A 24,087-nucleotide genomic window follows, 5' to 3' on the forward strand; every position below is an offset into this window, starting at 1 on the left:
CCACAGGGGATCTGTGTTGATAGCTACATCTTCAAACGGGACCGACGACTGCCATGACCGAAGACACCATCAAACGCCGCGCCAAAGGCCTCGACCGGGCGTTCGATATCCTCGATTTCCTCAAGGAAATCGGCCAGCCCCTGCGCCCGAATGACATCGCCAGCGGCATCGGCAGCCCCAAATCCACGGTCTACGAACTGGTGGCCTCGCTGCTGGAACGGCGCATCCTCGAAACCGTCGGCAAGGACGGTCACGTCTACCTCGGCCGTCAGCTGTACTTCCTCGGCCAGGCCCACCTGCGCCATTTCGACCTGACCCGCGAAGCCGACCACGCCCTGCAGGAAATCGTCAGCCAAACCCACGAAACCGCCCAGATGTGCCTGCTCAATGGCCGCAAATACACCGTGGCCCTGATGCGCGAAGGCGAGCGGCATTTCCGCATTTCCTCAGACATCGGCGAGAACGCGCCGATCCCCTGGACCGCCTCCGGCCGCCTGCTGCTGGGCCACCTGAGCGACCAGCAAATCATCGACCTGATCGACTACGACGACTTCATCCTCCCGGACGGTCAGCGCCTGCCTCTGGAAACCTTCCTCGGGCAAATCCGTCAGGCTACCCTCGACGGATTCTTCTCTTTCGACAGTGTCGCCGACACCTTTACCCACTGCTTTGCCGCCCCGGTTCGGGACGCCCAAGGCATCAGCATTGCGACCCTGTGCATCGTTGCCCCACGGGCCGATGCGATCAAAAACTACAACGACTACCGCCGGGTGCTGATCGACAGTGCGAACAACCTGGCCCGTCGCATCAACGAATAGGAAACCCTTATGTCTGCCTTCAATGCCGTTGAAAAAGGCACCGCCGCCATCGGTGCACATCTGGTCCGTGACGTCAGCCTGCCAGCCCTGGTGTTGCACCGTGACGCCCTGGAACACAACATCCGCTGGATGCAGGATTTCGTCAGCAACAGCGGTGCGCAATTGGCGCCTCACGGCAAGACCAGCATGATGCCCACGCTGTTCCAGCGGCAGATCGAGCAGGGCGCCTGGGGCATCACCCTGGCCAACGCCGTGCAGACCCGCGCTGCGTACGCCGGTGGGGTTCGCCGGGTGTTGATGGCCAACCAACTGGTGGGCGCGCCGAACATGGCGCTGATCGCCGACCTGCTGGCCGACCCCGAATTCGACTTCCACTGCATGGTCGACCACCCGGACAACGTCGCCGACCTGGGCCTGTTCTTCGCCGCCCGTGGCCTGCGCTTGAACGTGATGATCGAATACGGCGTGGTCGGCGGGCGTTGCGGTTGCCGCACCGAACAACAGGTGCTCGACCTGGCCAAGGCGATCAAGGCCCAGCCTGCGCTGGCCCTCACCGGCATCGAAGGCTACGAAGGGGTGATCCATGGCGAGCACGCCATCAGTGGCATCCGCGAATTCGCCGCCTCCCTGGTACGCCTGGCCGTCGACCTGCAAAACAGCGGCGCCTTCGACCTGGCCAAGCCCATCATTACCGCCTCGGGTTCGGCCTGGTACGACCTGATTGCCGAATCCTTCGAAGCCCAGAACGCCGCTGGCCGTTTCCTCAGCGTATTGCGCCCGGGTAGCTACGTGGCTCACGACCACGGCATCTACAAAGACGCGCAGTGCTGCGTACTCGACCGTCGCAGCGACCTCAACGAAGGCCTGCGCCCGGCGCTGGAAGTCTGGGCCCATGTGCAGTCGCTGCCGGAGCCGGGCTTCGCGGTGATCGCCCTGGGCAAGCGCGACGTCGCCTACGACGCCGGCCTGCCGGTGCCGCTCAAGCGCTACAAGGCTGGCGTGCTGCCAGCCGAGGGTGATGACGTGACCGCGTGCAAGGTCACCGCCGTGATGGACCAGCATGCGTTCATGGTCGTCGCACCGGGGGTTGAGCTGCGCATTGGCGACATCATCTCCTTCGGCACATCCCACCCGTGCCTGACCTTCGACAAGTGGCAAGTGGGTAATCTGGTGGATGAGCAGTTGCAGGTGATCGAAAGCCTGCATACCTGCTTCTAGACCGAGTCGCGCCTTTCGCGAGCAAGCCCGCTCCCACATTCGACCGAGTTCCTTCAGTTGAAATGCATTCAAATGTGGGAGCGGGCTTGCTCGCGAAGAGGCCCTCCAGTACATCGAGAGACCCCAGGCATGAACACAAAACCCCGCATCGCCCTCATCGGCGAATGCATGATCGAACTGCAACACCGCGCCGACGGCAGCCTGCAACAAAGCTTCGGCGGCGACACCCTGAACGCCGCCGTCTACCTGCGCCGCGAACTGGGTGAACCGAGCACCGTCGACTACGTCACCGCCCTGGGCGATGACAGCTTCAGCGATGCCATGTGCAAGCACTGGGCCGAAGAAGGCCTGGGCCTGGGCATGGTCCAGCGCCTACCCGGGCGCCTGCCGGGTTTGTACTGCATCCAGACCAATGCCAACGGCGAGCGCAAATTCCTCTACTGGCGCAATGAAGCGGCCGTGCGCGACTGCTTCACCACACCGGCGGCCGAGCCGATCCTGGCAGCGTTGCCGACGTACGACGTGGTGTATTTCAGCGGCATCACCCTGGCGGTGCTGGGCGAAGTGGGCCGTGCACGCCTGCTGGAAACCCTGGTCGAAACCCGCAAGCGCGGCGGCAAGGTGGTGTTCGACAACAACTACCGGCCACGCCTGTGGGCCAGCGTGGACGCCGCACGCGCGGCGTATCACGCGGTGTTGGCCGAGGTGGATATCGCCTTGCTGACCGAGGATGACGAGCGGGCGTTGTTCGGCTATGAAGACAGCGAGCAGGTGTTTGCGGCGTACCCGACGATTGCCGAGGTGGTGCTCAAGCGCGGGGCGGATGCGTGTTTGATTCGCTGGGAGGATGAGCGGTTCGAGGTGCCGGCGCTGGTGGTGGAGAAGGTGGTCGACACTACGGCGGCGGGGGATTCGTTCAGTGCGGCGTACCTGGCCAGTCGGCTCAAGGGCGGCTCGCCGCAGGATGCAGCACTGGCCGGGCATCGGCTGGCGAGCCGGGTGATTCAGGTGCCAGGTGCACTCATTCCCCGAGACTAACGCTGATCGTTCCCACGCTCCGCGTGGGAATGCAGCCAGGGACGCTCTGCGTCCCAAGAGCGGACGCAGAGCGTCAGGTGAGGCATTCCCACGCGGAGCGTGGGAACGATCAGCCATCAATCGCGGTAAAACACTTGCACCAGGTGATACCCGAACTTGCTCTTGATCGGCCCATGAACCACCTTCACGGGCTTCTTGAAGATCACCGCATCAATCACCCCCACCATCTGCCCCGGCCGCACTTCACCCAAATCACCGCCGCGCTTGGCGGAAGGGCAGGTGGAGTACTTCTTGGCCAACACATCAAACGCTTCGCCCTTGGCAATACGCTGCTTGAGCTGTTCGGCTTCCTCACTGGTTTTCACCAGAATGTGACGGGCTTGGGCTTTCATTGATCGGTCCTGATGTGAAACGGCGCGCGATTATGCCTGAAGTCAGGCCTCTGAGCTGATCATGCTGCGGATTTTGTTGGCCAGCAGGTCAATCGAAAACGGCTTGGCCACCATGTCCATGCCTTCCTCCAGGAACCCCTGGCGCTCGGCGGCTTTCTCGGCGTAACCGGTCATGAACAGCACCTTCAGGTCCGGCCGGTGTTGCCGGGCGATTTCCGCCAGTTGCCTGCCGTTCATCCCCGGCAAGCCCACATCAGTCACCAGCAAATCCACGCGCAAGTCGGACTCCAGCAACGGCAGCGCCGCCCGTGCATCCGCCGCCTGGTGTGCGGTGTAGCCCAGTTCATCCAGCACATTCACCACCAGCATCCGCACTGCCGGGTCGTCCTCGACCACCACCACGGCTTCGCCTTCCAGCGCCACCGGGGCTTCGCCCTGGGTAGCGGGTGTGGTCCGCTCCAGTGCCGTGCCATGCAGGCGCGGCAGGTACAGGCGCACGCAGGTGCCCTGGCCCGGTTCGCTTTGGATGGTCACGTGGCCGCCGGATTGCTGTGCAAACCCATAGATCATCGACAGCCCAAGCCCAGTACCCTGGCCGATGGGCTTGGTGGTGAAGAACGGGTCGAAGGCCTTGGCGAGGATTTTCGCGGTCATGCCGGCGCCGTTGTCGCTCACGCCGAGCATCACATAGTCGCCGGCCTTGACCGGTTCCAGGGTGGTGATGTCGGTGCCGTCGAGGTAGCTGTTGGCGGTCTCGATGCACAATTGCCCACCGTCGGGCATCGCATCGCGGGCGTTGATCACCAGGTTGAGCAGAGCGTTTTCCAGCTGGCTGGCGTCGGTGTTCACCGGCCACACGTCGGTGCCCAGTTGCACCTTGAGTTCGATGTGCGCGCCCTTGGTGCGGCGGAACAGGTCTTCCAGGGACGCCACCAATTGATTCGGGTCGACCGGCTTGCGGTCCAGGGATTGGCGACGGGAGAAGGCCAGCAGGCGATGGGTCAGCGCAGCGGCGCGATGAGCCGAGGATACGGCGGCGTCGGTGAAACGGCCGATCTCGTCGCTGCGCCCGGCGGCGATATAGCGTTGCATCAGGTCCAGGCTGCCGATGATCCCGGTGAGCATGTTGTTGAAGTCATGGGCGATGCCGCCGGTGAGCTGGCCGACCGCTTCCATCTTCTGGGCATGGCGCAGGGCGTCTTCGGCACGCTCGCGCTCGAACATCTCGTTTTGCAGGCGCTGGTTGGCTTCGGCCAGGGCCTGGGTGCGCTGGCTGACGCGCTCTTCGAGGTTTTCGTTGAGGTGGCGCAGGGCTTCTTCGGTAAGTTTGCGCTCGGTCTCGTCGATCACAAAAATATAGAAACCGTTGACTGAACCGTCAGCGCTGAAACGCGGCAGGTACTTCATCAGCGCGTGGCGTGGCCGCCCGTCATGGTGCGGGGTGACGGTAACGAAACTGCAGGCCTTGCCCTTGAGCGCCGCCTCGATCTTGTCGACGCGCCCGGCATAGATTTCGTCGCCCACGACTTCGCGGATGCTCTTGCCGTACAACTCCTGCGGGGTCATGCCGTACCATTCCAGATAGGCACTGTTGTTCAGGCGAAAACGCTGCTCGTGGTCGACATAACCGATCAACACCGGCATGGCGTTGATGATCAGTTGCAGCTCGGTCTGGCTTTGGCGCAGGGCCTGTTCGGTGTGCTTGCGCTCGGTCAGGTCGAGGGCGGCGCCGAGAAAACGCGCCGGTCGGCCATGGTGGTCCTTGTAGCAGCGGCCCCGGGCAAACACCCAGCGCACTTCGCCGTCGGCGCGCTGCAGGCGGTATTCCTCGGCGTACTCGGTGCCGTGGGTGATGCAGTGCTTGATGCTGCGGGCCACCATGCCACGGTCTTCGGGGTGCACGCCTTGCAGGTAGTCGCTGATGGGCAGCAGGTCGGCGTCGCACGGGTCAACACCGTGCAATTGGGCGAAATGGGCGTCGGCGATAAAGCGGTCTTCGCCGATATCCCAGTCCCAGGTGCCCACGGCATCGGTGGCGGCCAGGGCCAACTGCAGGCGCTGCTCGGTGTTGCGCTGGGCCTTGAGGCTGTTTTCGGTGCGCTGCTGCAGTTCCAGGGCGATGCGCCGGCGCTCGTTGGTTTCGATGGCGGTAATCAGGATCCCGGCGACCTCGCCACGCTCGTCGCGGATCGGGCTGTAGGTCAGGTCGAGCCAGATCTCGGTGTCGCGGTCGTTGCGCTGCAGGACGAAACGCTGCTCGGTGAAGGTGCGCACCTGGCCCATGAGGACGGCGCTGTAGATCGGGTCGGTAAACGGCTTGAGCTCAGGCCAGATCAGGTCAGCCGGTTGGCCGAAGGCTGCCGGATGCTTGTTGCCCGCCAGCATCGCGAAGCCATCGTTGTAGATCTGGGTGAGTTCGGCGCCCCACAGCAACAGCATCGGCATCGGTGAATGGATCACGATGTCCACGGCTGTACGAAGGCTTTGCGGCCAATCAATGGCGTCACCGAGGGGGCTTCGTGCCCAGTCCAGCCGCGCAATCAGTGCTGCGGCCTCGCTGCCGGTGGGTGATACGTTCATGAAAATGCCCTGCGCGTAACGCTTGAAGAATGACAAAAGCCGATTATCCCGTGAGGAGTGATCGGCTTTCCACCCTCGAAAAATAGCATGCTTGAGGGGTTTGTCTTCAAATGAGTGCTTAAAGGCTAAAACGTTTCATCTTTCTGCCAGCTCCCGGCGATCACGAAATTGCTCCAGCGCCTCGGGGTTGGCCAGTGCGTCGGTGTTCTTCACCGCCTCGCCATGCACCACGTTGCGCACCGCCAGCTCGACGATCTTGCCGCTGATGGTGCGCGGGATATCCGTCACCGCGAGAATCTTCGCCGGCACGTGGCGCGGCGTGGTGTTGGCGCGGATCACCTGGCGGATCTGCTGCTCCAGGCCGTCGTCCAGTTCGATGCCATCGTTGAGGCGCACAAACAGCACCACCCGCACGTCATCCTGCCAGCGTTGGCCGATGGCCAGGCTTTCCAGGACCTGAGGCACTTTTTCCACCTGGCGATAGATCTCTGCGGTGCCGATGCGCACGCCGCCGGGGTTGAGCACGGCGTCCGAGCGGCCATGGATCAGCAAGCTGCCATTGGGTCGCTGTTCGGCGTAGTCGCCCTGGGCCCACACGCCCGGGAACTGGCTGAAATACGAGGCCCGCAGTTTTTCCTGGTGCGGGTCATTCCACAGGCCGATGGGCATTGCCGGGAAGTGCCGGGTGCACACCAGTTCGCCTTTTTCGCCCACCAGCGGGTGGCCCTGGTCGTCCCACACTTCGACAGCCATTGCCAGGCTCTTGCACTGCATCTCGCCACGGCGCACCGGCAGCACCGGGTTGCCGATCACGAAGCAGGACACGATGTCGGTGCCGCCCGACATCGACGACAGGCACAGCTCGGGCTTGATCTCGCGGTACACGTAGTCGTAGCTCTGGGGCGACAGCGGCGAGCCGGTAGAAATCAGGCCCTTGAGGCTGCCCAGGTCATGGCTCAGCCGCGGTTGCAGCCCGGCTTTCTCCAGGGTGGCGAGGAACTTGGGGCTGGTGCCGAACACGCTGATTTTTTCCTGGTCGATCAGGTCCATCAGGCGTTCCGGCCCGGGGTGAAACGGCGAGCCGTCATACAGCACCGCCGTGGCGCCGATGGCCAGTACCGATACCAGCCAGTTCCACATCATCCAGCCGCAGGTGGTGTAGTAGAACAGGCAGTCGTCCCGCGACAGGTCGGCGTGCAGGCCGTGCTCCTTGAGGTGGGTGAGCAGCACGCCGCCGGTGCCGTGGATGATGCACTTGGGCACGCCGGTGGTGCCGCTGGAATAGAGGATGTACAGCGGCTGATCGAAGGGCACGGCGACGAAATCGGGCTCGCCGCCGGGGCTGTAGAAGTCGTCCCAGAGCGCGACGTGGGCCCGGGTCTGATACTCCTCGGGCCGGGCTTGCGGGCGGGCATACGGCACGATGATCAGTTGTTGCAGGGACGGCAGCCGTTCGAGGATTTCATTGAGCTTGCTGCTTTGGTCGATGACCTTGCCGGCGTAGCGGTAACCGGCGCAGGTGATCAGCACCTTGGGTTCGATCTGGCCGAAGCGGTCGATCACGCCCTGGGTGCCGAAGTCCGGCGAGGAGCACGACCAGATGGCGCCGAGGCTGGTGGTGGCGAGCATGCCTACCAGGGTTTGCCAGGTGTTGGGCATGCACGCGGCCACCCGGTCCCCTACGCCCACGCCGGCCGCCCGCAGGCTGCGTTGCAGGCCGGCGACATGGCGGGCCAGTTCGGCGTAGGTAAGTTGCTCGCGCTGGCCGTCTTCGCTGATCGCGACCACGGCGGGGTGATCGTCGCGGCGGCGCAGCAGGTGTTCGGCAAAGTTCAGGGTAGCGCCGGGAAACCACTGGGCGCTGGGCATCTCGGCGTCTTCGATCAGCACCGCGCTGGGCGGCGTGCGGAACTGCACCTCAAAAAACTCGACAATCGACTGCCAGAAGTCCGGGCGCTGGTCGATGCTCCACTGGTGCAGGGCCGGGTAGTCGCCGATCTGCAAGGCATGGCGATCATTGATGAAGCGCCGGAACTGATCCATCCGGGTGTTGTGGATGCGTTCGGGGGAGGGTTGCCAGAGTATTTCGGACATAAGGAAATCTCTTTTTTATTATCTGATCTATCTAACGAAACCGATCAAAATGTGGGAGCGGGCTTGCTCGCGAATGCGGTGTATCAGGCAGTAATTCAGGCACTGACACACCGCATTCGCGAGCAAGCCCGCTCCCACATTTGAGCTGCGGTGTCTTGGGAATCGTCGTTTACTGGGCCAGCCAGCCACCGTCGATATTCCATGCCGCGCCCCGCACCTGGCTGCCGGCTTCGCTGCACAGGAACAGCACCAGCTCCCCCAATTGCGGCGGTGTCACGAACTCCAGCGACGGCTGCTTCTCCGCCAGCAAATCCTGCTGCGCCTGCTGCGGGTCAACCCCGCTGGCAATGCGGTCATCAATCTGCTTCTGCACCAGCGGCGTCAGCACCCAGCCCGGGCAGATGGCATTGCAGGTGACATTACTCTGGGCGGTCTCCAGGCCCACCACCTTGGTCAGCCCGATCACCCCGTGCTTGGCAGCGACGTAAGCCGCCTTGCCCACCGAACCCACCAGCCCATGCACCGAGGCGATATTGACGATCCGCCCCCAACCCTTGGCTTTCATGCCCGGCAGGCTCAAACGCGTGCTGTGGAACACCGACGACAGGTTGATCGCAATGATCGAATCCCAGCGCTCCACCGGGAATTCGTCCACCGGCGCCACATGCTGGATCCCGGCGTTGTTCACCAGAATGTCGATGCCGCCAAACTCGCGCTCGGCGTAGGCGATCATCTCGGCGATCTGCGCCGGGTCGCTGACGTCGGCTGGATGATGCCCGACCTTGCCGCCGAAGGCCTGCACCTGGGCGATCACCGCGCTGGCATCGCCGAAGCCGTTGAGGATCAGGTTGGCGCCGGCCTTGGCCAGGCTCAGGGCAATGCCCAGGCCGATGCCGCTGGTGGAACCGGTGACCAGGGCGGTCTTGCCGTTCAATGTCGTCATATCAACCTCACACAATGCCGGTGGCGTAGAAAGTACCAATCACCACGAACACCGCGAGGGTCTTGATGATCGTGATGCCGAAAATATCTTTATAGGCTTCGCGGTGGGTCAGCCCGGTGACCGCCAGCAGCGTGATCACGGCGCCGTTGTGGGGCAGGGTGTCCATGCCGCCGCTGGCCATGGCCGCGACCCGGTGCAGTACTTCAAGGGGGATATTGGCCGCATGGGCCGCTGAAATAAAGCTCTCCGACATGGCCGCCAGCGCGATGCTCATGCCGCCCGAGGCGGAACCGGTGATGCCGGCCAGCAGGGTCACGGTAATCGCTTCGTTGACCAGTGGGTTGGGAATGCCCTTGAGCCAGTCCGCCAGCACCAGGAAGCCCGGCAGCGAGGCGATCACCGCACCAAAACCGTATTCCGAAGCGGTGTTCATCGCCGCCAGCAGCGCGCCGCTGACGGCACTCTTGCTGCCCTCGGCGAGCTTGCTGCGAATCGCCGAGAAGCCGAACACCAGCACCACGATAATCCCCACCAGCAACGCCGCCTGCACCGCCCAGATTGCCGTGAGCTTGGCGACTTCGGTCTGCACCGGCGCGCTCATGCCCGGCAGGCTGAGGGTGTGGGTCTTGCCGTACCACAGCGGAATCCAGTGGGTGAACAGCAGGTTCATGATGCCCACCAGCAACAGCGGCGACAGCGCGATCCAAGGATTGGGCAGCTTGATGTCTTCGGCGGTTTCCGGCTCGTTGCGCAGCTCGGTCCCATAGCCTTCACCGGCGCGCTGGGCCTTGTTGCGCTGGCGGGCCAGGTACAGCATGCCGGCGCAGAACACGAAGATGGTGCCGATCAGCCCCAGCCACGGCGCGGCCCAGGCGGTGGTGTTGAAGAAGGTGCTGGGGATGATGTTCTGGATCTGCGGCGTGCCGGGCAGGGCGTCCATGGTGAACGAGAACGCGCCGAGGGCGATGGTCGCCGGCAGCAGGCGCTTGGGGATATTGCTCTGGCGGAACATCTCGGCGGCAAACGGGTACACCGCGAACACCACCACGAACAGCGACACGCCGCCGTAAGTCAGCAGGGCGCACACCAGCACGATCACCAGCATCGCCTGGCGGGTGCCGAGCAACTGGATCGCGGCGGCGACGATGGAGCGCGAGAAGCCGGAGATTTCAATCAGCTTGCCGAACACCGCACCGAGCAGGAATACCGGGAAATACAGCTTGAGGAAGCCGACCATTTTCTCCATGAACACCCCGGTGAACGCGGGAGCGACGGCGGAAGGGTCGGTGAGCAGCACGGCGCCGAGGGCGGCGATGGGGGCGAACAGGATGACGCTGTAGCCACGGTAGGCGGCCAGCATCAGCAGCGCCAGGGCGGCGAGGGCAATGATCACACTCATGGTGTGTCTCCATCTGATTGTTATTTTTGTGGGGGTGAGGCGGTGGGGAGGGCTATAGCGAGATGTGTGCCAAGTTATTAACCTGTTGAAATATATAGATAAATTCTTGATCTGTGAGAGCGTTCTCAAGTTTTGTCCCGAATTTGAGACTGTTGGAGATCAAATGTGGGAGCGGGCTTGCTCGCGAATGCGGTGTATCAGGCAGTAATTCAGGCACTGACACACCGCATTCGCGAGCAAGCCCGCTCCCACATGGGATTTTCTCTGTATTTGGAATTGTGTCTCTTTTTGGAGACTAGGCGATGCCCAAGGCAACCATTTTCTTGTACAAGGTCGACCGACCCAGCCCCAGCCGCTTCGCCGCCTCCACCACATTCCCCTCACAGTGCTTCAACGCCGCCCCAATCACCTGCCGATCAAACCGCTCCCGGGCCGCGCTGAAACTCTCGCCCTCAACGGTCTCTACCGAACTCTGCTCAACCGGGCTGAACGTACCAATCGCCGCGCGAATTTCACTGGCATCCAGCACCAGGTCATCACTCAACAGTGCCGCCCGCTCCAGCACATTGCGCAACTCGCGGATATTCCCCGGCCACGCATGCTGCGCCAATAACGCCAAGGCCTCGCGGTCCAGCTCATGCTGGCTGCGCAACTCCTCCAGAATCGCCTCGCTCAACGCCGGCAAATCATCCAGCCGCGCGCGCAACGGCGGCACCTGGATCGGCAGCACATTCAGCCGGTAATACAGGTCCGCCCGAAACTCGCCGCGCTTGATTGCCGCTTCCAGGTCCATGGACGTGGCCGCAATCACCCGCACATCACTGTGGATCATCTCGTTGGAGCCCACCGGCTCGAACTCTTTCTCCTGCAACACCCGCAGCAATTTGCTTTGCAGTGGTAGCGGCATGTCGCCGATCTCATCCAGAAACAGCGTGCCGCCCTGGGCAATCTGCAACTTGCCGGGTCGGCCCTTGCGGTCGGCACCGGTAAATGCGCCGGGCGCGGTGCCGAAGAATTCCGCCTCCAGCAAATCATGCGGGATGGCTGCGCTGTTGATGCTGACGAAAGCTTTATGGGCGCGAGGCGATGCACCGTGAATCGCCTGGGCCAGCAGCTCCTTGCCGGTCCCGGTTTCCCCCAGCAGCAACACTGGCGACTCCGCGCTCGCACTGCGCCGCGCCCGACGTTTGACTTCCAGGCTGGCCGCGCTGGTGCCGATAAAGTGCGCGAAGTTGTATTTACTCTGCCGCGACCTCAGCAGCGACCGAGTGGAAGCCAGTTCCCGCTGCATGCTCAGGTAACGCTCGATCAGCGGCGACAGGTTGCGCAGCTCATCAAACAACGCAAACCCGATGGCGCCGATCACCTTGCCGGCGTCGTCATGGATCGGCAGGCGCATCACCACCAGCGGGCCTTTGGGCGTGTCCTGAATATCCAGCAATATCGGCTGGTCGTTACGCACCACCTGGCGCAACAGGCTGTTGGAAATCACCTGCTCGCAGGGTTGCCCGATGGCTTCGTCGGCGCTTTTCAGGCCGAAGCGCTTGGCGTAGCGCTCGTTCATCCAGACGATGTTCGCGTCACCGTCGACAATCACCGTGCCTTCGCTGGACTGCTCGATGATCTCGAACAGCGACTGGATCGCCAGGCCGCGAACGTATTGGTAATCCTTGAGGCTGCCACTGGTGCTCATGGGTGCGCCGCCGCGAGGAGTTCCCGGGTGTAAGGGTGTTGAGGCGCGGCAAACACTTCATCGCTGGGCCCGCGTTCCACCACCTTGCCGTCCTTGATCACGATCATGTCGTGGGCCAGGGCCCGCACCACCGCCAGGTCATGGCTGATAAACAGGTACGTCAGGCCGTACTTTTCCTGCAGCTCAAGCAGCAGGGCGACCACCTGTTTCTGCACGGTACGGTCCAGCGCCGAGGTGGGTTCGTCCAGCAGGATCAGCGCCGGCTTGAGCACTAGCGCACGGGCGATGGCGATGCGCTGGCGCTGGCCGCCGGAGAATTCATGGGGGTAGCGATGGCGGCTGGCAGGGTCCAGGCCCACATCTTCCAGCACGCGAATCACTTGGGCTTCGCGGTCCTTGAGGCTGCACGGCGCATGCACTTCCAGGCCTTCGCTGATGATCTGCGCCACCGACATCCGCGGGCTGAGGCTGCCGAACGGGTCCTGGAACACCACCTGCATCTGCTTGCGCCACGGTTGCATCTGCTTTTGCGTCAGGCCGTCGAGGGCCTCGCCCTGGAAGCGAATCGTGCCGCTGGAATCCAGCAGCCGCAGAATCGCCTGGCCCAGGGTGGATTTGCCCGAGCCGGACTCGCCGACAATCCCCAGTGTCTTGCCGCGCTGTACCTCCAGGCTGATGCCATCCACCGCTTGCAGGTACTGCTTGCGCCGGAACAGCCCGCCACCCAGCGGGAACTGCACACTCAGGTTATCCACCTGCAACACCGTCTCCCGCGCCTCGTGGTTCAAGACGATGCCTGCCGGTTCAGCATCCAGCAGCAGGCGGCTGTAAGGGTGCTGCGGGGCGCAGAACAGGGTTTCGCAATCCGCCTGTTCGACAATCTCCCCGGCCTTCATCACGCACACCCGCTGGGCAATGCTGCGCACCAGGTTGAGGTCGTGGCTGATCAGCAGCAGCGACATGCCCAGGCGTTGTTGCAGGGACTTGAGCAGCAGCAGGATCTTGCGCTGCACCGTCACATCCAGTGCAGTCGTCGGCTCATCGGCAATCAGCAGTTCCGGTTCACAGGCCAGGGCCATGGCGATCATCACCCGCTGGCGCTGGCCGCCGGAGAGTTGGTGGGGGTAGGCCTTGAGGCGTTCCCGGGGCTTCTGGATGCCCACCAGTTCGAGCAATTCAAGGATCCGCGCCTGGGCCTGTTTGCCGCCCAGGCCCTTGTGCAACAGCAGGGTTTCGCCGATCTGCTTCTCGATGCTGTGCAGCGGATTCAGGGACGTCATCGGCTCCTGGAAGATCATCGCAATCCGGTTGCCCCGCAGTTTTTGCAGGGTGGCGGGCGAGGCGCCGAGCAGTTCCTGGCCGCGATAGCGCACCGAGCCGGTGGTTTCGGTGCCGGCTTCGGGCAGCAGTTGCAGGATCGAATGGGCGGTCACCGATTTGCCCGAACCCGACTCGCCCACCAGCGCCAGGCACTCGCCGGGGCGCACGTCCAGGCACAGCTTGCGCACCACGGTCTGGCCGTTGAAGGCGACACTCAGGTCGCGAATCTCGATCAGGTTTTCAGTCATCTCAACGGCCTTCATGAGCGTGGGTCGAAGGCGTCACGCAACGCCTCGCCGATAAACACCAGCAACGACAGGATCAGCGCCAGGGTGAAAAACGCGGTCAGTCCCAGCCACGGCGCTTGCAGGTTCTGCTTGCCCTGGGCGATCAGCTCACCCAGTGACGCGCTGCCGGCGGGCATGCCGAAACCGAGGAAATCCAGGGCGCTCAGGGTAGAAATCGCCCCGGTCAAAATGAACGGCAAGTAGCTCAGGGTGGCGGTCATCGCATTCGGCAGGATATGCCGGCGGATGATCTTGCCGTCCCCCAGGCCCAACGCCCGCGCGGCCTTGACGTACTCCAGGTTGCGCCCCCGCAGGAACTCGGCGCGCACCACGTCCACCAGGGCCAGCCAGGAAAACAGCGCCATGATCCCCAGCAGCCACCAGAAATTCGGTTCGACAAAGCCTGACAGGATGATCAACAGATACAGCACCGGCAGCCCGGACCACACTTCCAATATTCGTTGCCCGAGCAAGTCGACCCAGCCGCCGTAATATCCCTGCAAGGCACCGGCGGCGATGCCGATGGCGGCGCTGATGGCGGTGAGGGCCAGGGCAAACAGGATCGACACCCGGGCGCCGAAGATCACCCGCGCCAGCACGTCGCGGGATTGGTCATCGGTGCCCAGCCAGTTCACGCTCGATGGCGGGCTGGGGGCAGGGCGGGTCAGCTCATAGTTGGGGGTGTCGTCGCTGAACGGGATTGGCGGGAACAGCATCCAGCCGCCGTCCTTCTTGATCAGGTTCTGCACGTATTCACTGCGGTAATCCGCCTGGAACGGCAGTTGCCCGCCGAACTCCTGCTCGGTGTAGCGCTTGAACACCGGGAAATACAGTTCGTTCTGGTAGCTGAGCACCAGGGGTTTGTCATTGGCGATCAACTCGCCGCCGAGGGTCAGAATAAACAGGCCGATAAACAGCCACAGCGACCACCAGCCGCGGCGGTTTTTCTTGAAGCGTTCAAAGCGCCGCCGGGCCACGGGAGAGAGCTTGAGCATCAGGCGTTCCTCGCGGCGAAGTCGATACGCGGGTCCACCAGGGTGTAGCAGAGGTCACCGATGAGTTTTATCAAAAGGCCAAACAGCGTGAAGATAAACAACGAACCGAACACCACCGGATAGTCCCGTGAAACCGCCGCTTCGTAGCTCATGCGACCGAGGCCATCGAGGGAGAAAATCACCTCGATCAGCAGCGAACCGGCAAAGAACACCGCGATAAATGCCTGGGGAATCCCCGAGATCACCAACAGCATGGCATTGCGGAACACATGCCCGTAAAGCACCCGGCGTTCACTCAAGCCTTTGGCCCGGGCGGTGACCACGTACTGGCGGGTGATTTCATTGAGGAACGAGTTTTTCGTGAGGATGGTCAAGGTGGCGAAGCCGCCGATCACCAGGGCGCTGACCGGCAGTACCAGGTGCCAGAAGTAATCGGCGATCTTGCCGACGGTGCTCAACTGGTCGAAGTTTTCCGAGACCAGCCCGCGCACCGGGAACCAGTTCAACGAGGTGCCGCCGGCGAACACCACGATCAGGAACATCGCAAACAGGAACGCCGGCATCGCATACCCAATCACGATCGCGGTGCTGCTCCACACATCAAAACTGCTGCCATGGCGCACCGCCTTGCGAATCCCCAGCGGGATCGACACCAGGTAGGTGATCAAGGTGGCCCACAGGCCGAGGGAAATGGTCACCGGCATCTTTTCCAGGATCAGGTCGGTCACGCTTTTGCCACGGAAGAAACTGTTGCCGAAGTCCAGCTGGGCGTAGCTCTTGAGCATCAGCCACAGGCGTTCCGGCGCGGGCTTGTCGAAGCCGTATTGTTTTTCGATGTCCTTGATCAGTTTCGGGTCCAGGCCACGGCTGGCCCGTGAGCCGCTGCTGAGGCTTTCGGCAGACGAGCCGCCGACGCCACCGCCGCCGATGCCTTGCAGGTGGGCGATGGCCTGTTCCACCGGCCCGCCGGGCGCGGCCTGCACGATAACGAAATTCACCAGCAGGATAATCACCAGGGTGGGAATGATCAGCAGCAGGCGCCGCACGATATAGGCAAACATCAGCGGGCTCCCGGGCGTTTGGTCAGTTCGGCTTTCATCTGTTCATTGGTCAGCGGCGTGGGGCTGATTTCCCACCAGGTTTCCAGGGCCTCATCGGTCTTGGCTTCCACGGCCGGGCGGCCGAAGCGGTTCCACCACGCGGCGGAGGTGCCCGGCGGGTAGTAGTTGGGGATCCACAGGTAATTCCATTGCAGCACGCGGTCCAGGGCGTGGGCGTAACTGAGCATCAGCGACTGGGTATCAGCCTTGACCAGGCCGTTGATCAGGCTGTCGACGGCCGGGTCTTTCAGCACCATGTAGTTGTTGGCGCCGGTATCAAACGCGGCGGCCGAACCGAAGTAGTTGTACAGCTCCATCCCCGGCGAAGTGGTAACCGGGAAGCCGGTGACGATCATGTCGTAGTCCCGGGCCATCAGGCGGTTGACGTATTGCGAGGAGTCAATGCGGCGGATGTTGAGGGTGATGCCGATCTGCGCCAGGTTGCGCTTGTACGGCAACAACAGGCGCTCAAGGCCGTTCTGGGCGTTGAGGAAGGTGAACTCCAGCGGCTCGCCCTCGGCATTCACCAGCTTGTCACCGTCGGGCTTCCAGCCGGCCTGTTCCAGCAGGGCCAGGGCTTGCAGCTGCTTGTCGCGGATCATCCCGGTACCGTCGGTGGTGGTGGCCTTGAACACCTGGGTGAAGACTTCGTCGGGAATCTGCCCGCGCAAAGGTTCCAGGATCGCCAGTTCCTGGGCGTCCGGCAGTTGGGTCGCCGCCAGCGGGCTGTTGGAGAAGAAGCTTTGCTGACGGATGTACATGTTGCGCATCATCTGCCGGTTGGCCCACTCGAAGTCCCACAGCATGGCCAGGGCCTGGCGCACGCGGCGGTCCTTGAACATCGGTTTTTGCACGTTGAACACGTAGCCCTGGGCCGGCTGCGGTGCCTCCTTGGCCAGGTGCGCGCGTTGCAGGCGGCCATCATCGAGGGCCGGGCCGTTGTAGCCGATGGAGTAGCCGGTGGCGGAGAATTCGCGGTTGAAGTCGTAGGCACCGCCCCGCAGGACCTGGCGCGCGACTTCGGTGTCGCCGAAGTATTCCAGGCTCAGGTGATCGAAGTTGTACAGGCCACGGCTGATGGGCAGGTCCTTGCCCCACCAGTTCGGGTCACGCTTGAACGTGATGGTGTTGCCGGCATCCACCTTACTGATGGTGTAGGGGCCGCTGCCGAGGGGAATCTCGTAGCCGCCGCCGTCGGCGAAGTTGCGGGTCTTCCACCAATGCTCGGGGAACACCGGCAGGGTCGCGACATCCAGGGGCAGGGTGCGGTTTTCGTTGCTTGCGAAATCGAAGCGCACCTGGCGCGGGCCTTCGACTTCGACGTGTTTGACGTCGGCGAACAGCGTGCGGTAGCGCAGGCTGCCCTGGGTCATCAGCAGGTCAAAGGAGTAACGCACGTCTTCGGCGGTGATCGGTTGGCCATCGGCGAAACGCGCCTTGGGGTTCAGGTAGAAACGCAGGGACAGACCGTCGTCTGACCGCTCCATCTTTTCCGCCACCAGGCCGTAGACCGTGTAGGGCTCGTCCAGCGAACGCAGGGCCAGGGGCGAATACAGCCAGCCGTCGACCTGGCTGACCCCGATGCCTTTGTCGCCATAAGGCAGTACATGGTCGTAGCGCCCGATTTCGATCGCCGAACGCCGCAGGCTGCCGCCCTTGGGGGCATTGGGGTTGGCGTAGTCGAAATGGGTGAAGCCGGGTTGGTATTTGGCCGGCTCGCCGTACACGGTCAATGCCGATTGCGGCGCGGCGATCACGGCGGTGCTGGCCAGCAACAGGGCCAGGGTGGAGCAAAACAGGGTAGAAAAAGCGACTCGCATTATCAGCCTTGGGCGCCGGGTGAAGAGGTAAAGGGATTTGTACGCTATGCGCGTACGCCTCGCCAGTCATCACACTGTCACAGATGCACAACGGCCCACCAAAGGGCGGGCCGTTGTTTTAAACATTAGCGCGGACTGGATCAGTCCTGACGGCTGGTTACTTCCAGCAGGTGATAACCGAACTGGGTTTTCACTGGGCCTTGCACGGTGTTGACCGGGGCGCTGAATACGACGGTGTCGAATTCCTTGACCATTTGGCCCGGGCCGAACGAACCCAGGTCGCCGCCTTGGCGGCTGGACGGGCAGGACGAGTTGGCTTTGGCAACTTCGGCGAAGTCGGCGCCGCCTTCGATTTGCGCTTTCAGTTCGTTGCACTTGTCTTCGGTGGCAACGAGGATGTGACGGGCGGTGGCTTTGGCCATGAGGGGTATCTCCTTGGGTAAAAATGCTGAGCGTACCGGATTCAGGTGGTTATTTCCTGGCAAAGTTCCCCTGGGTTGCCTGGACGGTCAGGATCGGGCCATTACGCCGCTGTGGGTCAGCCAATCGATAAACAGCGCAAACAGCTCCGCCTGGGAGTTGATTTCAAGCTTGGTATACAAATGCTTGCGGTGCATGCGCACGGTTTCCGGGGAAATGCCCAGCACCTGCGCGGTGGATTTCACCGAGTGCCCACGCAATATCAGATGGGCGATTTCCCGTTCGCGCACGGTCAATACGCCGCTGCCAAAATGCATGAACGCCGCTTCAATCTGCTGATGCACCTGGGTCTGGGTGAAGGCCTCGTCGCTGATCACCTTGCACAGCCCGCCCGTGGTGCCGAAGCGGCGCAGCAGTTCGCGCACGATGGGTTGGGCGGTTCGTTGCAGTGCCAGTTGTTCGTCGCTGAACTGGCCGGCACTCAGCCCCTGGAACATGCACAACGAAATCTTGCTGTTGGGGCACAGGTCGACGATGTAGTAGCTCTCCTGGGCGCCGCCGCTGCGCAGGTAGTAGGTTTTGTAGTACTCGCTGTTGAAGAAATCGTCCGGGGCGATCTGCGCCAGATGGTAGAAACCTTCGGCCAGGCCCTTGTCTACCGCGAGGCAGAACGGGTCCAGCAGGTAGCCCCGGGAGAAGTAACGGTTGATGATCTCTTCGTAGTGCGGCCGGGGGATGCCTTGCTGGTAGAGCAAGTGTGGCGCCTGGCCCTGGCGCTCCAGGCTGATCATCATCGATTCGATAGGGGTCAGCGCACTGAGGGCGCAGGCCAGGTGTTCAAGGAATGACGCTTCGTCGACGCTGGCGAAGGCGTGGGCCAACGCACCATTCCAGGCGTCAAGCACCTGGAAGGACGGGGCAGGGCAGTGATCGGCATGCTCGTTCATGCCGGCCAGTCTACCCGCCGGCCAGGGCCCCGGCAAAAGCACCGGGGCGCCCAGGCTCATCGGCCTTGATACTCGCCGCTCTGGCGCAGCTCTTCGGCGGTGTCGAGGATGCACTGGCGCAGGATTTCCACCACTTGATCCACCTGGGCATGGGTGATGATCAGCGGCGGCGACATCACATTCAGGTGGCCAATGGGCCGTACCAGCAAGCCTTTGGCCTGGGCCCGCAGGTGGATCTTCTCGCCGATGTTCACCGCGTCCGGCAGCAGCGCCTTGGTGTGCTTGTCGGCGACGAACTCAATGCAGGCCATCAGCCGCTGGCAGCGCACATCGCCCACCAGCGGCAGGCTGGCCAGGGTTTGCAGGCGCTGTTCGAGGTACACGCCGACGTCTTCGACATGGGCCAGCAGTTTCTCCCGCTCGATGATCTCGATGTTCTTCAGCGCCGCCACGCAACTCACCGGGTGGCCGCTGTAGGTGAAGCCGTGGGTAAAGCAGCGGCCCTTGCCCGGCTCGCCGATCACTTGCCAGATGCGATCCGAGAAAATACACGCGCCCAACGGCAGGTAGCCGGACGTCAGGCCCTTGGCGGTGGTGATGATGTCCGGTTGCATGTCGAACACTTCCTGGGAGGCGAAGAATTTTCCCAGCCGGCCGAAGGACGTCACCACTTCATCCGCCACGTAGAGCAGGTCATAACGTTGGCAGACTTCCCACATGCGCCGGTGGTAACCCTTGGGCGGAATGATCACGCCGCCCGAGCCCATGATCGGTTCGGCAAAGAACGCGGCCACTTTGTCGGCGCCGATGGTCAGGATCTTGTCTTCGAACTCATCCACCAGGAAATCGAGGAACTGCGCCTCGCTCATGCCCTGCGGCGCCCGGTAGTAGTTGGGGCATGAAATGTGGTGGAACAAGTCGCTCATGAAATCGAATTCCGGCGCGCGGTCGGCGGCCTTGTTGCCGATGGACATCGTGAGGAACGTCGAGCCGTGATACGCACTGAAGCGCGAGATGATGTGTTTCTTCTCATGCTTGCCGCGACTGTTCTGATAGAACTGCACCAGACGATAGGCGGTATCGACAGCCGTGGAACCGCCGGTGGTCAGGAACACATGATCAAGATCGCCGGGAGCCAGGCCGGCAAGCTTGGCGCACAGTTCGATAGCGGTGACGTTGGCCATGTCGCAGAACGGGTTGGAGTACGCCAGCTGGCGAACCTGGTTGGCGATGGCGTCTGCCATTTCCTCGCGGCCCAGGCCGATATTCGTACACCACATGCCGCCGACCGCATCCAGGTAGCGGTTGCCGGCGGTGTCGTAGATGTAGGCGCCGTCACCCGCCGCGATATTCAGTGAGCCTTGTTCACGGTGTTCGTCGAACATATGAAAACCGTGCATGTAATGGGCCTTGTCGGCGGCGTCCAGTTGGTCGTGGTCGAACTGGGCGAAAAAGTCAGGATTTGGCAGGGTCATGGCGTTTACCTTCAATGGCTGGGTTTCACTTGCCGGTCTTCACGGCATTCCAGGTACGGGTGATCAGGCGCACGGCGGCTTGGGACTGGCTTTTCTGGGTGAACAAGCGCTGCATCGTCGCCGGGTCCGGGTAGATGGCCGGGTTGTCGCGAATATCGGCATTTACAAAGGGCTTGGAGGCCAGGTTGCTGTTGGCGTAGTGAATGGTGTTGCTGACGCCGGCGATCACTTGCGGTTGCAGGAGGAACTCGATGAACTTGTGGGCATTCGCCACATGGGGTGCGTCGGCCGGGATGTAGAAGTTATCGAACCAGATCAGCGAGCCTTCCCTTGGGATGAAGTAACCCAGGTTGACCTTGGCCCCGGCTTCCGCCGCCCGGGCCTGGGACGTGGCGTAGTCGCCGGACCAGGTGGTGGCCATGCACAGCTCGCCATTGGCCAGGCCGTTGATAAAGCCGCTGGAGTCGAATTTGCGGATGTACGGGCGCACGGCCATCAGCACGTCCTGAGCGGCCTTGAGGTCTTTGGGCGCCACGCTGTTGGGGTCCAGGCCGAGGTAGGTCAGGGCCAGCGGGATCATGTCGGTAGGGGAGTCCATGAAGGTGATGCCACAGTCGGCGAAGCGCGAAACGATCTTGGGATCGAAGATCATCGCCAGGGAGCCGATGGGCGCATCCGGCATGCGTTCCTTGATCTTGTCGATGTTGTAGGTCACGCCATTGCTGCCCCAGGTGTAAGGCGCGGAATAGGTCACGCCCGGATCATGGGTTTCCAGGCTTTTCAGCACTTGCGGGTCTAGGTTGTTCCAGTCCGGCAGCAGCGCTTTGTTGAGGGGCCGGAAGGCCTTGGCCTTGATCAGCAGCGGCACCAGGGACGCGTTGAGCACCACCAGGTCATAACCCGAGCGCCCGGAGAGCAGCTTGCCCTGCACGGTTTCGTAGGAGTCGTAGGTGTCGTAGATCACCTTGATACCAGTGGTTTTCTCGAAGTCGGCGAGGGTGTGTTCCCCGATGTAATCGGCCCAGTTGTAGATGCGCAAGGTGTTGCCCGGGTCGTCAGCGGCCTGGCTGACGGACGTTGATGCAAGCAAGACAGCGCTGAACAGGGCGATAACGGCTTTATGCATGGCGAACCCACCTTGATGTTGTGCTTGTTGTCAGGCCGAGGGGCTGATCGCACTTTCAGGCAGGTGGCGGGTGGGGCGCCATACCCCGTTCGGGTAGGAGGCGGTCAGGGCAGTACGATGTAGTCGTTTCGCGTGATGACCGGGCGGTGTACGCCGCGTTCCAGGTGGATGTAGCGCCCGTCTGCCAGGTCGATGGGCAGGCAGTCGTCGATATCCAGTACGCCATCGGTGTGGGATTGCGTCCAGTGCGTGAGCATCTGCTGTTTGCCTTGGGCTGCCGCCTCCCTGGCCGTGCGCGCAACCACCAGCAGGTAGTGGTGTGCCTCGCCAAAGACGTTCGATTCATACCCGCCCAGGTTGATGAAGTACAGGCGCGGCGCCCCGGCGTTCGGCGCCAGGTGGCTGAGCTGGACTTTCCAGCCGTCAACGCCATCCACCGTCATCCAGGAGTCGATATGCACACCTTTCTGGCTGCCGAACCAGCCCTCGCGCAGTTGCGGGTAGGCGGCTTCCAGGGTGTCGGCGACGGCGAACACCACATCATGCACTTCGATTTTCGCCCGGGGGTGCTTACCCCCCAACATGACCACAAACAGCATTGCAGGCCCTTTCTATGGCTGGGATGGAAAGGGCCACCTTCCTTCGATTGAACCCTTTTGTCCAGTCGGTGCCACACTGTTAATTCGCAAATTCATCAGGAGGTTGTCATGCGCACCATTGATCTGGCCGGCGTACCCGTCCCTGTCATCGGCCAGGGGACCTGGCGCATGGGCGAGGATCCCGGCAAGCGCAGCGCCGAAGTGGCCGCGTTGCAACTGGGTATCGATGAGGGCATGACCCTGATCGATACCGCTGAAATGTATGGCGAAGGCGGTGCCGAAGAAGTCGTCGGCGAGGCGATTCGCGGCAAGCGCGACCAGGTGTTCCTGGTCAGCAAGGTGTACCCGCACAATGCCAGTCACAAGGGCATTCCACGTGCATGTGAGGCCAGTCTCCAGCGCCTGGGCACCGACTACATTGATCTGTATCTGTTGCATTGGCGTGGGCAATACCCCCTTGAAGAAACGGTAGAAGCCTTCGAGCGCTTGCGTGAGGCAGGCAAAATCGGTCGTTGGGGTGTGTCCAACTTTGATGTGGCAGACCTGCAGGAGCTGGCTTCCCCGGCCTGTGCCACCAATCAGGTGCTCTACAACATCGAGGAGCGCGGCATCGAGTTCGACCTGCTGCCATGGTGGCAGCAACACAATTTACCCTTGATGGCCTACTGTCCCATCGCCCAGGGTGGCGAGCTGTTGGCCAGCCCGACCCTCAAGCAAATTGCCCGTCGCCACGAGGTCACACCCGCCCAGGTTTCCCTGGCCTGGGTCTTGCGCCAGGACGGTGTGATCGCGATTCCCAAGGCTGTTACGCCAGAGCATGTCCGGCTCAATGCCGCAGCGGCGAAGCTGGTGCTTGATGAGCACGACCTGGACGCGATTGACCGGGTTTTTGGGGCGCCGAAGCGCAAGCATCCTTTGGCGATGGTCTAGTGGCCGACAGAAACGGTGCCGTCCATGGCGATGCCGTTTCTGTTTCGGTGGCTGCTTAGCCGGCTACCGGGCTGCGCCAGTCATCAGAGCCAGAGGTACCGGAGACCTCATGGGTCCAGACGATTTTCCGGTAAGTGAAATACACATCCTCCAGGTGCGTGAAGTGTGCGTTGTTCGGGTCTTGGCAGTTGGGCATCCGTGACTGGATGTCCACCAGGATCGCGTCTTCCAACTCGATGGTGAAGTAGTGTTCCTGGGTTCCGGCTGAAGAGGTTCGGTACCACTCAAGGCGGCACTTGACCATTTCCCCGGAGGTCAATGCGCTGAACAGCAATGGCGACGATTTATCGAATACCTTGCTGATCATCAGGGGCTTGTGCACACGCTGGCCGGTGGGCTGGCCGGATTGCGGGTCACGGGGAATGATCACCTGGTGCTGGAATGCTTCCACCAGGATCTGGTCTTCATGGCCTTCCTGGTAAATGTTGCCGACCGAGTCCTGGGTGAACGTGCCTGCCGTGATCAAGCCTTGCTTGGTGCCGGTGATGGATAGGTACGCGGGTGTTGGCATGACGGTTTTCCTTGCCTGATAAATGAGGTCGTCCCGGCCGACGGACTTGCCGGCCGGGTAATGCTCGATATCAAGAAGCGTGCCGGAAAGTTCGAGCGTCAATGAAAGCAGGGGGGGTTAAGGTTTTATTGGTTTTCATTTTGAGCGGCATTAAAGGTTTTAATTCGATTTAGTTGTATTTGTTTGCGCAGGGGTGTGCAGTTAGTTGCTCATGTTGATGGGCGTTGTTATTCGCAGAGTTCACCTCATTAATGATGAAGCCTATCGCTTTGGCTGCGCAAATTCTTGCGCGTCGGTGATTTTTCTATTCTTGTAGGAAACT

At 62.1% G+C, this 24,087-nt stretch carries 19 protein-coding genes and 1 pseudogene; 4 read left to right on the forward strand and 16 right to left on the reverse strand.

The annotated features are described in order from the left end of the window. Positions 1–53: 53 nt before the first annotated feature. The 3 genes from HX817_RS25935 to HX817_RS25945 all read left to right on the forward strand — a co-directional run bounded on the left by HX817_RS25935 (position 54) and on the right by HX817_RS25945 (position 3,074). The gene (locus tag HX817_RS25935; RefSeq protein WP_003208002.1) at positions 54–818 is read left to right on the forward strand and encodes an IclR family transcriptional regulator; all 765 of its coding nucleotides are present in this window, start codon (positions 54–56) and stop codon (positions 816–818) included. A 9-nt stretch (positions 819–827) separates the two neighbouring features. After that, positions 828–2,036, forward strand: coding sequence for an amino acid deaminase (locus tag HX817_RS25940; protein WP_177041616.1), 1,209 nt, complete (start codon positions 828–830; stop codon positions 2,034–2,036). A 129-nt stretch (positions 2,037–2,165) separates the two neighbouring features. Then, positions 2,166–3,074: a sugar kinase gene (locus HX817_RS25945; protein ID WP_177041619.1), complete on the forward strand. Its 909-nt coding sequence runs from the start codon at positions 2,166–2,168 to the stop codon at positions 3,072–3,074. Positions 3,075–3,190: 116 nt separating this feature from the next. Here the strand turns inward: HX817_RS25945 and HX817_RS25950 are convergent. From HX817_RS25950 to HX817_RS26020, 15 genes and pseudogenes are all read right to left on the reverse strand, one after another. Next, positions 3,191–3,481: pseudogene (locus HX817_RS25950) on the reverse strand (peptidylprolyl isomerase); the annotation flags it as partial. A gap of 27 nt (positions 3,482–3,508) precedes the next feature. After that, positions 3,509–6,046, reverse strand: a complete 2,538-nt coding sequence (locus tag HX817_RS25955) for a PAS domain-containing protein (RefSeq protein WP_023658930.1) — start codon at positions 6,044–6,046, stop codon at positions 3,509–3,511. A gap of 135 nt (positions 6,047–6,181) precedes the next feature. After that, positions 6,182–8,140 carry an acetoacetate--CoA ligase gene (locus HX817_RS25960; protein WP_177041621.1) on the reverse strand — a complete coding sequence of 653 codons (1,959 nt, stop codon included), beginning with the start codon at positions 8,138–8,140 and terminating at the stop codon, positions 6,182–6,184. A 169-nt stretch (positions 8,141–8,309) separates the two neighbouring features. Next, a complete protein-coding gene (locus tag HX817_RS25965) occupies positions 8,310–9,083 on the reverse strand; it encodes a 3-hydroxybutyrate dehydrogenase (RefSeq protein WP_008436986.1) in 774 nt (257 codons plus the stop codon). Between the two features lie 7 nt (positions 9,084–9,090). Next, positions 9,091–10,482 carry a GntP family permease gene (locus HX817_RS25970; RefSeq protein ID WP_102369337.1) on the reverse strand — a complete coding sequence of 464 codons (1,392 nt, stop codon included), beginning with the start codon at positions 10,480–10,482 and terminating at the stop codon, positions 9,091–9,093. Between the two features lie 295 nt (positions 10,483–10,777). Continuing rightward, positions 10,778–12,175, reverse strand: a complete 1,398-nt coding sequence (locus HX817_RS25975; RefSeq protein WP_177041623.1) for a sigma-54-dependent Fis family transcriptional regulator — start codon at positions 12,173–12,175, stop codon at positions 10,778–10,780. Further along, positions 12,172–13,743: an ABC transporter ATP-binding protein gene (locus HX817_RS25980; protein WP_087694187.1), complete on the reverse strand. Its 1,572-nt coding sequence runs from the start codon at positions 13,741–13,743 to the stop codon at positions 12,172–12,174. Before HX817_RS25980 ends, HX817_RS25975 begins: the two co-directional genes overlap by 4 nt. Positions 13,744–13,754: 11 nt before the next feature. Continuing rightward, positions 13,755–14,777 (reverse strand): ABC transporter permease, encoded by a 1,023-nt coding sequence (locus tag HX817_RS25985; RefSeq protein ID WP_003208019.1) that lies wholly within the window; start codon positions 14,775–14,777, stop codon positions 13,755–13,757. Continuing rightward, the gene (locus tag HX817_RS25990; RefSeq protein WP_003208021.1) at positions 14,777–15,838 is read right to left on the reverse strand and encodes a microcin C ABC transporter permease YejB; all 1,062 of its coding nucleotides are present in this window, start codon (positions 15,836–15,838) and stop codon (positions 14,777–14,779) included. Before HX817_RS25990 ends, HX817_RS25985 begins: the two co-directional genes overlap by 1 nt. Continuing rightward, positions 15,838–17,697 carry an extracellular solute-binding protein gene (locus HX817_RS25995; RefSeq protein ID WP_177041625.1) on the reverse strand — a complete coding sequence of 620 codons (1,860 nt, stop codon included), beginning with the start codon at positions 17,695–17,697 and terminating at the stop codon, positions 15,838–15,840. The genes HX817_RS25990 and HX817_RS25995 overlap by 1 nt, the downstream gene beginning before the upstream one ends. A 140-nt stretch (positions 17,698–17,837) precedes the next feature. Beyond that, on the reverse strand, positions 17,838–18,119 hold the full coding sequence (locus HX817_RS26000) for a peptidylprolyl isomerase (protein ID WP_003208024.1): 282 nt from the start codon (positions 18,117–18,119) through the stop codon (positions 17,838–17,840). A gap of 87 nt (positions 18,120–18,206) precedes the next feature. Continuing rightward, entirely contained in the window at positions 18,207–19,124 is a 918-nt protein-coding gene (locus HX817_RS26005; RefSeq protein WP_250884643.1) for a response regulator transcription factor, read from the reverse strand. Continuing rightward, complete coding sequence (locus tag HX817_RS26010) at positions 19,121–20,539, reverse strand: aminotransferase (protein ID WP_177041627.1); 1,419 nt, start codon at positions 20,537–20,539, stop codon at positions 19,121–19,123. The genes HX817_RS26005 and HX817_RS26010 overlap by 4 nt, the downstream gene beginning before the upstream one ends. 25 nt (positions 20,540–20,564) lie before the next feature. Beyond that, positions 20,565–21,665, reverse strand: a complete 1,101-nt coding sequence (locus HX817_RS26015) for a polyamine ABC transporter substrate-binding protein (protein WP_177041629.1) — start codon at positions 21,663–21,665, stop codon at positions 20,565–20,567. A 104-nt stretch (positions 21,666–21,769) separates the two neighbouring features. Next, positions 21,770–22,264, reverse strand: coding sequence for a DUF1543 domain-containing protein (locus tag HX817_RS26020; RefSeq protein ID WP_177041632.1), 495 nt, complete (start codon positions 22,262–22,264; stop codon positions 21,770–21,772). A gap of 108 nt (positions 22,265–22,372) precedes the next feature. Here HX817_RS26020 and HX817_RS26025 point away from each other — a divergent pair, with 108 nt between their 5' ends. Continuing rightward, a complete protein-coding gene (locus tag HX817_RS26025; protein ID WP_003208032.1) occupies positions 22,373–23,194 on the forward strand; it encodes an aldo/keto reductase in 822 nt (273 codons plus the stop codon). Between the two features lie 55 nt (positions 23,195–23,249). Here HX817_RS26025 and HX817_RS26030 read toward each other — a convergent pair whose 3' ends face one another. Continuing rightward, on the reverse strand, positions 23,250–23,765 hold the full coding sequence (locus HX817_RS26030; RefSeq protein WP_003208034.1) for an Hcp family type VI secretion system effector: 516 nt from the start codon (positions 23,763–23,765) through the stop codon (positions 23,250–23,252). Positions 23,766–24,087: the final 322 nt, after the last annotated feature.

The sequence above is a fragment of the Pseudomonas sp. C6002 genome (assembly GCF_013385805.1).
Classification (GTDB): Bacteria; Pseudomonadota; Gammaproteobacteria; order Pseudomonadales; family Pseudomonadaceae; genus Aquipseudomonas.